Origin of the sequence: Ideonella sp. B508-1, from assembly GCF_000333615.1 — a bacterium.
Lineage (GTDB): Bacteria > Pseudomonadota > Gammaproteobacteria > Burkholderiales > Burkholderiaceae_C > Ideonella.
This window is the reverse complement of record NZ_BADL01000478.1, coordinates 1-11,207: the sequence shown is the minus strand read 5'-3', so window position 1 is coordinate 11,207 and position 11,207 is coordinate 1. Positions and strand designations below refer to the sequence as shown.

Genomic DNA, 11,207 nt, shown 5'->3' with positions numbered 1-11,207 from the left:
CCTGTCCTGCCTCGAAGAGGTGCACCTCGTGACCGCGTTCGGCCAGCGTGGTGGCGGCGGCCAGACCGGCCGGGCCGGCACCCACCACGGCCAGGCGGCGCGAACTGTGACCGGCCAGGATGCGCAGCGTGGTTTCGTGCCGGCCCCGTGGTTGAACAGGCAGCTCGCGGGCTGGTTTGCGAAGATGTGGTCCAGGCAGGCCTGGTGCAGGCAATGCAGGTGTGATCTTGGTCGGCCCGGCCTTCGCGGGCCTTGCGCACGAAGTCGGGGTCGGCCAGCAGCGGGCGAGCCATCGACACCATGTCGGCATAGCCCTCGGACAGCAGCACTTCCCCGGTCTCCGGGGTGTTGATGCGGTTGCTGGTGATCACCGGGATCTTGAGCTCGGCCTTGATCTTCTTGCTCAGCCAGGCGAACGCGGCACGCGGTACGCTGGTGGCAATGGTGGGCACCCGGGCCTCGTGCCAGCCGATGCCGGTGTTGATGAGGGTGGCGCCGGCGGCCTCCAGGGCCTTGGCCAGCTGCACCACCTCGGCCCAACTGGAGCCGCCGGGCACCAGGTCGATCATCGACAGGCGGAAGATCAGGATGAAGTCCGGCCCGACGGCGGCCCGGATGCGCCGCACGACCTCGACCGGAAAACGCATGCGCTGCTCGTAGGCACCGCCCCAGGCATCGTCGCGCTGGTTGGTGGCCGCGGCCAGGAACTGGTTGATCAGGTAGCCCTCGCTGCCCATGATCTCCACCCCGTCGTAGCCGGCCTCCCGGGCCAGCACCGCACAGCGCACGAAGGCACGGATCTGGCGCTCCACGCCCGAGCTGCTCAGCCCACGGGACCGGAAGGGCGAGATGGGCGAGCGCAACGGGGAGGGGGCCACCGCCAGCGGGTGGTAGGCGTAGCGGCCAGCGTGCAGGATCTGCAGGGCGATCTTGCCGCCCTCGGCATGGACGGCTTCCGTCACCACCCGGTGCCGCCGCACCCCGGCCTGGGAGGCCAGCATGCCGGAGAAGGGTTTGAGCCAGCCCACCAGATTGGGGGCGAAGCCCCCCGTCACCATCAGCCCCACCTCACCCCGGGCCCGCTCCGCGAAGTAGGCGGCCATCCGGCTCAGGTCGCGACCGTCTTCCAGCCCGGTGTGCATGGAACCCATCAGGACCCGGTTCTTCAGCGTGGTGAACCCCAGATCCAGGGGCTGCAGCAGGTGGGGGTATCGGCTCATCGTGGCGGGTCTGGCAGCGTGCGGCAGACAAGGTCAAAAGTGCAGTGTGCACCGTCTGCCCTGCGCGCGGTGTCCCACCCGCGCCACAGCGCCGTCAAGCAAGCTGGAGGCAAAACCACCGCGCGGGCAGCCTGCCTGGCCCCAAGATGCAATAAGCTGTCGAGATCCACCGCATTCCATGATGTTTTCACCATGCCCCTGCCGGACGACACCCAGCGCAGGCTGATCGATCTGGAGGTGAAGTTCAGCTTCACCGAAGATCTGCTCGAGCACCTCAATTCCACCGTGGCGAAGCAGCAGGAGCAAATCGACCTGCTGCTGCGCGAACTGCTGCAGCTGCGCCGGCAATCCGCAGGCGACGACACCACGTCCTTCCGCAGCCTGCGCGACGAGATTCCTCCGCACTATTGAACCCGGCGGGTGACGCGTGGTCGGGCAGAGCCTGCCGCACCATCGCTTGTCGGACCGTTCCCATGCCCATCACCCAGAAACACACCTGGAACCTGAGCTACTGGTTCATTGCCGCGCTGATGCTGCTGACGCTGCAGGACCTGTGGCAGAGCACACGCGAAGTCGAGGCGGTGCCCTACAGCGCCTTCGAGCAGGCGCTTGCCGACGGCAAGATCGCCGAAGTGCAGGTGACCGACCGGCAGCTCACCGGCAAGCTCAAGACGCCCCAGGGCAGCAAGCTGCTGCTGGTGACCAACCGGGTGGAACCCGACATCGCCGAGCGCCTGGACCGCTACCACGTGCCCTACAGCCGGGTGATCGAGAGCACGCTGCTGCGCGACCTGCTGTCCTGGATCGTGCCGGCGGCGGTGTTCTTCGGCCTGTGGTTCTTCGTGTTCCGCCGCTTTGCCGACAAGGCCGGCGGCGGCCTGGGCGGCTTCATGTCCATCGGCAAGAGCCGGGCCAAGGTCTATGTGCAGACGGACACCGGCGTGACCTTTGCCGACGTGGCCGGCGTGGACGAAGCCCGGGCCGAACTGGCCGAGGTGGTGGAGTTCCTCAAGCACCCGGGGGACTTCGGCCGCCTGGGCGCCCATGTGCCCAAGGGCGTGCTGCTGGTCGGCCCGCCGGGCACCGGCAAGACCCTGCTGGCCCGCGCGGTGGCCGGCGAGGCGGCCGTGCCGTTCTTCTCGATCTCCGGCAGCGAGTTCGTCGAGATGTTTGTCGGCGTGGGCGCCGCCCGGGTGCGCGACCTGTTCGAGCAGGCCCGCGCCCAGGCCCCGGCCATCATCTTCATCGACGAGCTCGACGCCCTGGGCCGCGCCCGCGGCGCCTTTCCCGGCCTGGGCGGGCACGACGAGAAGGAGCAGACGCTCAACCAGCTGCTGGTCGAGATGGACGGCTTCGACGCCCAGACCGGTCTGATCATCCTGGCCGCCACCAACCGGCCGGAGATCCTGGACCCGGCGCTGCTGCGGGCCGGCCGCTTCGACCGCCAGGTGCTGGTGGACCGGCCGGACAAGAAGGGGCGGCTGGACATCCTGAAGGTGCATCTGCGCAAGGTCACGCTGGCGCCGGACCTCAAACTCGACGAGGTGGCGGCGCTGACGCCGGGCTTCTCGGGCGCCGACCTGGCCAATCTGGTGAACGAGGCGGCCCTGGTGGCCACCCGCCGCCGGGCCAGCCAGGTGACCCTGGACGACTTCACCGCGGCGGTGGAACGCATCGTCGCCGGGCTGGAAAAGCGCAACCGCCTGCTCAACCCCAAGGAGCGACAGACGGTGGCCGTGCACGAGATGGGCCACACCCTGGTGGCCCTGGCCCAGCCGGGCACGGACCCGGTGCACAAGGTCAGCATCATCCCGCGCGGTATCGGCTCGCTGGGCTACACCATCCAGCGGCCCACCGAGGACCGCTACCTGATGACCAAGGCCGAGCTCGAGCGCAAGATGGCGGTGCTGCTGGGCGGTCGGGCGGCCGAGATGCTGGTCTTCGGCGAGCTCTCCACCGGCGCCTCGGACGACCTGGCCAAGGCCACCGACCTGGCGCGCGAAATGGTGATGCGCTACGGCATGGACGCCGAGCTGGGCTTCGTTGCCTACGAATCGCCGCGCAACCGCATGCTCGAAGGCGGGGAGGGCACCACGCCAGAGGCGGCGGCCGCCCATGTGTCGGAACAGACTCAGGAGCGCATCGACCAGGCCATCCGGGCCCTGGTGATGGGGGCCTTCGACCGTGCCACGGCCCTCCTCAAAACGAATCGGGCGATTCTCGACCGAGGTGCGCAGGAACTTCTTGCGCACGAAACCCTGGATGAGATTTCTATCCATACCATCGCTGAATTGATCATCAAGAATCAAGGAATTTTTTGAAAGCCAAGGCATAATTTCCTCCTTCAGGCATAAGGGATGGAGAAGGAAGACACATGCCGGGCGCGATTGACAGCATCACGGGCTTGATCCCGAGAAGAATCAGAAACTGGTCCCATCTTTTTGACGCAGTCTTTTGCTGCATCCTGGCCTCTCAGTTCGCTGCGGCAACTGCTTCTGCGGGCACGATGCGCCCTACAGCTCAAGCGGGGATTGCAGGCAAGGCGTCAGCATCTGGCGGCTATCAGGTGACCGCCTTACCAAGCTGGGTGGACCTTTCCCCTGTTCTCGCTTCGGACGATCTCCCAGGAGATGGCCTGGTGGTTCTGATGGATGACACCCAGATCCGGGTCGGCAGTGCCGAGCCTGGAAACAACCCCACGCAGAGCTTATTCAGGCACACCGTTCGCCAAGTCAGGGCTTCTACCAGCCTGGAGGAAGCTGCCCAATGGCAAATCGAATTCGATCCGAGCTACGAGAAACTGACCCTCCACAGTCTCGCGGTATGGCGAGATGGTAAGCGAATAGACCGACTGCATAGCACTCCTGTCAAGATACTGCACCGAGAGTCCCAGCTGGAACGTCAAATGGTAGATGGCCGGATGACAGCTTCGCTGATCATGTCCGACATCCGGATCAATGATCGTCTGGAGATTGCCTATAGCATTGAAGGGGCCAACCCTGTGTATGGTGGTCGTTTCGTCCACTCCGAATGGATGATCTCCCGGCATGGCCCCACGCGCTGGGGCCGTTTGCGAGTGCTTGCGCCCGAGAGTCGGCCAATCAGGCTTCAGGCGGATGCCGGGCTTTATCAAGTCCAAGACAGGCGGGCCGACAAAGCGAAGACTGTGGGGCGAGGTGAATGGCACGAATGGACCGTCGTGCGGAGAAATGCGCCCCAGTTCCCCATGGATCCGTACACACCGCCCGCCGAATGGCTGCCGGACTTGGTGCAGGTCAGCGAGTTCCAGGACTGGTCCGATGTCGGCAAGTGGGCTCATGGGCTGTTTGCCCTGCAATCTGGCGAGATAACCTCCGAAGTGCAAGCTCAGGCAGAGGCTCTGAGGAAAGGCACGCCCGAAGCCAGTGTGGAAGCAGCGCTGGACTTTGTGCAGAACGAGATTCGCTATTTCGGGTCCGAAGATGGCATCAACTCTCATCAGCCAGCAGCCCCATCTGTCGTGTTGCGCCAGCGTTTTGGTGACTGCAAGGACAAGGTGAGACTGCTGATTGCACTGATTGAGTATCAGGGCATTCCTGCCTCCCCCGTTCTGGTGAGCAGCGTCTACCGAAGTGAGGCGCTCAAGCAGCTGCCCACGCCTGAAGCATTCGACCACGCCATCGTGAGGGTGCGGTTGGGTGAAAAGAACTATGTGCTGGACCCCACTCGGGCCCGCCAGCGCGGCCCCTTGTCTGAGCGGGAAGTCATCGGCTGGGGACGGGGTTTGCTGGTCAGCGGCGACTCCGGACTGATCGATCTGCCGAGCGCTTTGGGGATCACACGCTTCTCGGCTGACGATACTTTGCAGTTTGATCGTCTCAGCGAGCCGCCGACGCTGACCAGTCGCTGGACCTATTTTGGAGAGGGCGCAGACAGCCTTCGTACCGCTTTGGATGCTGGCGAAGGAAAGCGGTCTGAAATCGCCCGCTTCATCCAGTCTGCATATGCCACGCAATACCTCGGAGCAAGCCCGGTCGGAGAGCCTCAGTTTAGCGAGGCGGAAGGACACGACGCCATCACCGTCACACAGAGCTATGTTCTGCGTGATTACCTGCGCTTGATCGATAACAGGTTGGTTGGTGAAATCGGTCTCGTCGCACTGCAAAGCAATCTTCGGTTGCCAGATCAGGCACCACGTAAACGGGGATTGCAGCTCATTGACCCAGGACTGTACCGCGATCGATTGCAGGTGATATTCCCGGAAGACGTCACTGCCGGGGAGAATCACAGCCAGAGTGATGATGGCGATGCCTCAACGCGGGTGCATACAGAGCTGGTTAGTCAGCCACGGAAGTTGGTGTTGTCAGGGTCTCTGTCCGTCAACCAGTCCAGCATTCCAGCCAGCGACTGGGCCCATCATCGTGACGCACTTTTGCGACTCTGGCCTCGGATCAGCATGAGCATGAAATTGCCCACACTTTCAGCACCTCGGGCCGAGGCGCTCAAGGAGTCGGCCAAGGCAATGGCCGAGCAGATTCGCAAGGGCAATGCGCCTCGTCTTTGGCCACAGGGATTGAACATACTCCTGGAGTCCATGATTGAAGAGGCCCAGCTTCAACAGGGATGGCTGCCGACGCAAGTGCGGGCCGACATTCTTGTTTCCTTGGGCGAACACATGGACAACATTGGACGCCCCTCAGATGCTGAGACCTACTTTCAGCAGTCCTTGTCCATCCGCCCAAACAATGCTCAGGTCCTTTCTGATCTGGCGGTGAATGCAGGCATGCGCTACCAGGACGAGGAGGCTTTGCGCTGGGCTGACCAAGCTTTGCAGCAACAACCTGGCCATCAGGATGCCCTGATGACCCGCGCCCGTGCGCTGTATGCGCTTGGCCGCTACGAGGAAGCAAGCCAGGACCTGAACAAGGTGCTTGAAGCCTCTTCTGGTGTCCAGTCCCTGTATGCTGGACTTTGGCTGTCTCTGGTAGCCAAGCGCCGTGGCCTGGACGTTGCTGAAGTGATGGCCCCCTACGCCACTCGCTGGGATGAGCGCTGGCCTCGCCCCATCCTGAATGCGCTGCTGCAGCAGGACAGTGTCGAGGCAGTTCGCAAAAGTGCGCTCAAGCCTCCCCTGGAGGCAGCAGGTCAACTCTGCGAGTTGAACTTCTTCCTGGGCGAATGGACGCTCATCCAAGGCAAGACAGATGATGCGGCTCGTCTGTTTCAGCAAAGCCTAGACACACAAGCGGTGGGCTATGTGGAGTACGTCTTCGCTGCCCGGCGAATGGGAAAGCCCTTCCAGTCAGGCAAGGGCGACAAGTAACCCACAGATCAGCGACGTGCCAGGGCCTGGGGTCGAGTCTTGTAGAACTGGATCGGCACGCCCTCGCGGGCGGCCTGCTTCTCGGCCGCGCGGGCCTGGTTGAGCACGTTCTTCTTCATGCGGCCCACCACGTGCATCTCGCAGGGCTTGCAGTCGAAGCGCAGGGTCAGCACCTCGTCGCCGTTCTGGATGGTCAGCGGTTCGGCCCGCACCGTGCCTTGCACGCCGGTCACGCCCTTGGCCTGTTTGGGACACAGGCTCAGCGAAAAGCGCACACAGTGTTTGGTGATCATCAGGCTGGCGTCGCCCAGGGCCTCGTGGCTCTCGTAGGCCGCCTCGATGATCTTCACGCCGTGCCGGGCATAGAAGTCGCGCGCCTTCTGGTTGTAGACGTTGGCCAGGTAGCTCAGGGTGTCCTCGGGGTAGGGCACTGGCGGCTCCACCGGCGCGCGGCGCGGCAGGCGCTCCCGGCAGACCTCACGTTCGGCCTCCAGCGCTGCGATGGCGTCCCGACGCAGCGCGTTGAGCGCCCCGGCCGGCAGAAACCAGGGCTGGCGCAAGGCCAGGGTGATCTCCCGCGCCGCGAAGATCGTCGTGCCCAGCTTGGCCAGACCTTCGCGCAAGGCCGCCTCGGCCCGCTCGGGCTGCTGGGCCGCCTCGTGAGCATGGGCCAGCTCCACCCGGGCATGGTGGCCGTCCTCGTCGGTGACCGAGAGCGCGAAGCCCTCGCGCGTCTCCTCCAAATGAAGGTCCACCGCGACGCGTCGGTCGCTGCTCTTCTTGCGCAGCAGCCGGTCCCAGGCCATGTCGCGGTTGCGCATCAGCACGGTGCCGCGGCGCAGGTCCTTCAACTCGGACAGCGGATCCTTGGGGACCACCCGGAAGCGCCGCCCGCTGGCATCCAGCGGCTCTGCCGTGTTGACCGGCACACCGCGCAGTTCCTGCTGCAGATCGAACCAAGTGATCGCGTCGCCGTTGTTGAGTGCACCGACGCCGTCGTCGAGTTCCACCTCCAGGTGGTCCACACCGACGCGGGTGACGTGGCCCAGCGGCAAGCCCGCATGCTTGGGCGTGTCGAAGGCGCCGATGTCCTGCTGGCGCCCCTGGACGAAGTAGTCGGTGCTGCCACGGTTGAAGTTGCGGTCCGGGTCCGGGGTGAACAGGAAGGTGGTGCGGCCGCTGGAAGCGCGGCTCAGGCCCGAACGCCCCTCCAGCACCTCGTCGAGCAGCTGCCGGTAGTGGGCGGTGATGTTCTTCACATAGCCCATGTCCCTGTAGCGCCCCTCGATCTTGAAGCTGCGCACCCCGGCATCCACCAGCGCGGCCAGGTTGGCCGACTGGTTGTTGTCCTTCATCGAGAGCACATGCTTCTCGTGCGCCACGATGCGCCCCTGGTCGTCGGTGACCGTCCAGGGCAGGCGGCAGGCCTGGGAGCAATCGCCCCGGTTGGCGCTGCGGCCGGTCTGGGCATGGCTGACGTAGCACTGGCCGGAATAGGCCACGCACAGCGCACCGTGCACGAAGAACTCGATCACCGTGTCTGCCGGCAGGGCCTGGGCCACGGCCTGGATCTGCGGCAGCGTCAGCTCTCGGGCCAGCACGATCTGCGACAAGCCCGAATTCGCCAGGAAGGCCGCCTTCTCGGGCGTGCGGATGTCGCACTGGGTGCTGGCATGGAGCTGGAGGGGGGGCAGGTCCAGCTCCAGCAGGCCCATGTCCTGGATGATCAGGGCGTCCACCCCGGCCTCATAAACCTGCCAGGCCATGCGGCGGGCTGGCTCCAGTTCATCGTCGCGCAGGATGGTGTTGAGCGTGACGAAGATCTTGCTGCCAAAGCGGTGGGCATGCCGCGCCAGCCGCTCGATGTCCTCGATCGGGTTGCCAGCCGACGCTCGTGCACCAAAACCGGGCCCGCCGATGTAAACCGCATCCGCCCCATGGTTCACGGCCTCGATGCCGATTTCGGCATCCCGGGCGGGAGAGAGCAGTTCAAGTTGACGGGAGCGTTCGCGGTGGATCATGGGCCGGCATGGTAGCGGGTCCGCCCCCTTGTCCCTCCGGGAGGGGATGCGGGCCTCAGTTCCGTGATGGTTGTCACCCTCGTGACCCCCTCATTCTTGGGGGATGGCCCCTTCCGTCATTGGAGACGTGGTGGCCACGTGAGATCGGAAGTTCAGTGACCCCGAGCCACTGAATCGGGTACAGGGTCAAGCAGTTCGGAGTTCGGACCCGCACCTGCCTTCCCGGGAAATCCAGGCCAAGCGTCAACCTGGCCTCTTCCTTTTCCGGCGGACCGCAGCCGCCGTGTGGCGTTCAAGGCAGCGCACTGCGGCATAGGGGAGGGCCCTCTCCGCATATACGCTGATAGGAGATTTCCCTGCACTTGCCTAGCATCGCACCATGCCTGCGGACAGCGGGGGTCTGCGGGAAACGTTCAGGTGCACTCGGCATGATCCATCCTGACAGCGCGCAGCTTGCGACAGACACACCCACGGACGGTGTGGCGGCCAGAGAGCCGGCGGATCCCTTGTTTGGCATCACGGAGTTGTGCCGGGAGTTCGGCATCACCCTGCGCGCCATCCGTTTCTACGAAGACAAGGGCTTGCTCCAACCCAGGCGCGTCAATGGCTCCCGGGTCTACAGCCCGCGTGACCGGGCCAGGCTGATGCTGATCCTGCGATCCAAGTCGCTCGGCGCCTCGCTGGCCCAGATCCGGCATTACCTGGACTTGTACGACGCCCCCGAATTGAACGAGGTGTCCAGTTTGCGCGCGGCCGAGGACGAACTGCAGCAGACCCTCACCGAGCTGGAGCGTCAGCAGGCCGACATCGGCGCCACGCTGAGCGAGCTGCGCCACATCCACCTCCAGGTGCAGCAGCGCCTGGGGGCCAGCACCTAGCCTGCGCCCGTTTCCGAGGCCACCGGGACATCCCGGGCCGGGGCCTGGAACAGCGTGATGGCCGTCTGCGCCACCTGCCGGGTGTCCAGCCAGGCGTAGACCCCCACGCCCGCCGCGCCCACCAGCGGCACCCACCTCGACGCACCCCGGCGTGCCACCTTCTGGGTCAGCTTCAGGCCGACGGCCTGGGCGGCGCGGCGCAGCAGGGCCCCGGAGGCTTCCTGGACCATCCACCGATCGGTGGCCCGGGCCAGCAGATCCCGCACCGCCTGCGCGGCCGCGTGTCTGAAGAGGCAATAGAGCATTTGCTCGCGTGTGGGCGCATGCCGCGCCCCGTACAGGGCGGCGATGTCCGACACCATCTGGGCCTGAATGCGCCAGACGGCCAGCAACTCCGGCAGGATGGTCAGCCAGCCTGCGGGTCCCGTGGGCAACGCCAGCCCGCCGGCGGTCAGGGCGGCCTTGGCCGACGCCACCCGCATGACCCGTCCCGCAGCCGCGCGCGGGGCATCGCTGGCTTCCTCCCGGGTGGGGGGAACCTGTGCCACCAGATTCAGAATGGCATCGGCCAGCCGGTCACCGACGGAAAATGAACTCTCAGCCATGGATGGACTTGCGCCTCCCGTTCTGATGGATTCTCGCAACAGGCAGGAGTTCCAGACATGGTCCTGCAATCCCGCAACAGTCGCTCAAAGGAGTCGGGCTATCGTGATGCCCGTGCCTAGTTCCTTGACTTCCTTCAGACCCGCAGGCCGGTTCGATCGGCTGGACGCACTGCGCGGTGTCGCCATCCTCTGGATGGCATCGTTCCATTTCTGCTTCGACCTCAACCACTATGGGCTGTTGACGCCGCCGCAGCACTTCCTGAACGATCCCTTCTGGACCCTGCAGCGCACGGGCATCGTGTCGCTCTTTCTGCTGTGCGCGGGCCTGGGACAGGCGGTCGCGCTGGAGGCCGGCCAAAGCTGGCAGCGCTTCTGGCGACGCTGGCTGCAGGTGGCAGGCTGCGCGGCGCTGGTCTCGGCCGGCTCGGCGATGATGTTCCCGCAGAGCTGGATCAGCTTCGGCGTGTTGCACGGCATCGCACTGATGCTCCTGCTCGTGCGCTGGATCGTTCCGGCACTGCAGCGTGTGGCCGGCAGGGCGACCGTCCTCCTGCTCCTGCTTCTGGGCGCACTGGCCTGGCATGCCCCCGCCTGGCTGCGGCATCCCTTCTTCAACACCCGCTGGTGGAACTGGACCGGCCTGGTCACCCGCCTGCCTTACACCGAGGACTATGTGCCCGTGCGCGCCCCGTCTATGGCCGCATGTTCCAGACGCCCATGGCCGACCGCATCCGCAACGAAGGGCAGGTGGCCACCATCGCCGTGGGCGCCATCACCGAGGCCGATCAGGTCAACAGCGTGATTGCCTCGGGCCGCGCCGACCTCTGCGCCATCGGCCGCCCCTTCATGAGTGACCCGGCCTGGTTGCACCGCGAACTCGCCAGGCTGGGCCGTGGCAGCGTGGCCTGGCACCCGGCCATGGAACCCGCACGCACGCAGTTCGAGCGCGTGCTGGCCAAGCCCGCCACCCCCCTCTGACGCGAGGAACCTGCCATGACGCAACAAGCCAACTACGATCAATACCGCGAGTCCGTGGCCGGTCGGGCCGACGTGGCCGACTCGCCCGAGCTGCTGGCCTATTACGCCGAACTGGCGCGCCTGAAAACGGGTGCGCTCTGGACGGTGGCCCACAAGATCGAGCCCTGGCAGCCCCAGTCGGGCTCGGTGCCCGTGCTGTGGCG

The 11,207-nt window shown here is 65.4% G+C and carries 8 protein-coding genes and 2 pseudogenes; 7 read left to right on the top strand and 3 right to left on the bottom strand.

Annotated features, from left to right (window positions below):
* Positions 1-1,220 (bottom strand): annotated as a pseudogene (locus tag I73_RS29085) (2,4-dienoyl-CoA reductase FMN-binding domain-containing protein); the annotation flags it as partial.
* A gap of 192 nt (positions 1,221-1,412) precedes the next feature.
* On the opposite strand from I73_RS29085, the gene I73_RS19035 reads away from it, so the two are divergent.
* From I73_RS19035 to I73_RS19020, 3 genes are all read left to right on the top strand, one after another.
* Entirely contained in the window at positions 1,413-1,631 is a 219-nt protein-coding gene (locus I73_RS19035; RefSeq protein ID WP_022982074.1) for a SlyX family protein, read from the top strand.
* A gap of 68 nt (positions 1,632-1,699) precedes the next feature.
* Positions 1,700-3,541 carry an ATP-dependent zinc metalloprotease FtsH gene (gene ftsH / locus I73_RS19030; protein ID WP_026096952.1) on the top strand — a complete coding sequence of 614 codons (1,842 nt, stop codon included), beginning with the start codon at positions 1,700-1,702 and terminating at the stop codon, positions 3,539-3,541.
* A 53-nt stretch (positions 3,542-3,594) separates the two neighbouring features.
* A complete protein-coding gene (locus tag I73_RS19020) occupies positions 3,595-6,522 on the top strand; it encodes a DUF3857 domain-containing protein (RefSeq protein WP_083876907.1) in 2,928 nt (975 codons plus the stop codon).
* 8 nt (positions 6,523-6,530) lie between these two features.
* On the opposite strand, the gene I73_RS19015 is transcribed toward I73_RS19020, so the two are convergent.
* A complete protein-coding gene (locus I73_RS19015; protein ID WP_022982070.1) occupies positions 6,531-8,543 on the bottom strand; it encodes a U32 family peptidase in 2,013 nt (670 codons plus the stop codon).
* 506 nt (positions 8,544-9,049) lie between these two features.
* On the opposite strand from I73_RS19015, the gene I73_RS19010 reads away from it, so the two are divergent.
* On the top strand, positions 9,050-9,421 hold the full coding sequence (locus I73_RS19010) for a MerR family DNA-binding transcriptional regulator (protein ID WP_022982069.1): 372 nt from the start codon (positions 9,050-9,052) through the stop codon (positions 9,419-9,421).
* Here I73_RS19010 and I73_RS19005 read toward each other — a convergent pair.
* A complete protein-coding gene (locus I73_RS19005) occupies positions 9,418-10,026 on the bottom strand; it encodes an EcsC family protein (protein WP_022982068.1) in 609 nt (202 codons plus the stop codon). The two genes, I73_RS19010 and I73_RS19005, sit on opposite strands and share 4 nt — an antisense overlap.
* Before the next feature lie 106 nt (positions 10,027-10,132).
* Between I73_RS19005 and I73_RS29080 the strand changes: the two genes are divergently transcribed.
* The 3 genes and pseudogenes from I73_RS29080 to I73_RS29075 all read left to right on the top strand — a co-directional run.
* A complete protein-coding gene (locus I73_RS29080; RefSeq protein ID WP_083876909.1) occupies positions 10,133-10,828 on the top strand; it encodes a heparan-alpha-glucosaminide N-acetyltransferase in 696 nt (231 codons plus the stop codon).
* Positions 10,744-11,004 carry a hypothetical protein gene (locus I73_RS18995; RefSeq protein WP_374701966.1) on the top strand — a complete coding sequence of 87 codons (261 nt, stop codon included), beginning with the start codon at positions 10,744-10,746 and terminating at the stop codon, positions 11,002-11,004. The genes I73_RS29080 and I73_RS18995 overlap by 85 nt, the downstream gene beginning before the upstream one ends.
* A 15-nt stretch (positions 11,005-11,019) precedes the next feature.
* A pseudogene (locus I73_RS29075) lies at positions 11,020-11,207 on the top strand (NADPH dehydrogenase); the annotation flags it as partial.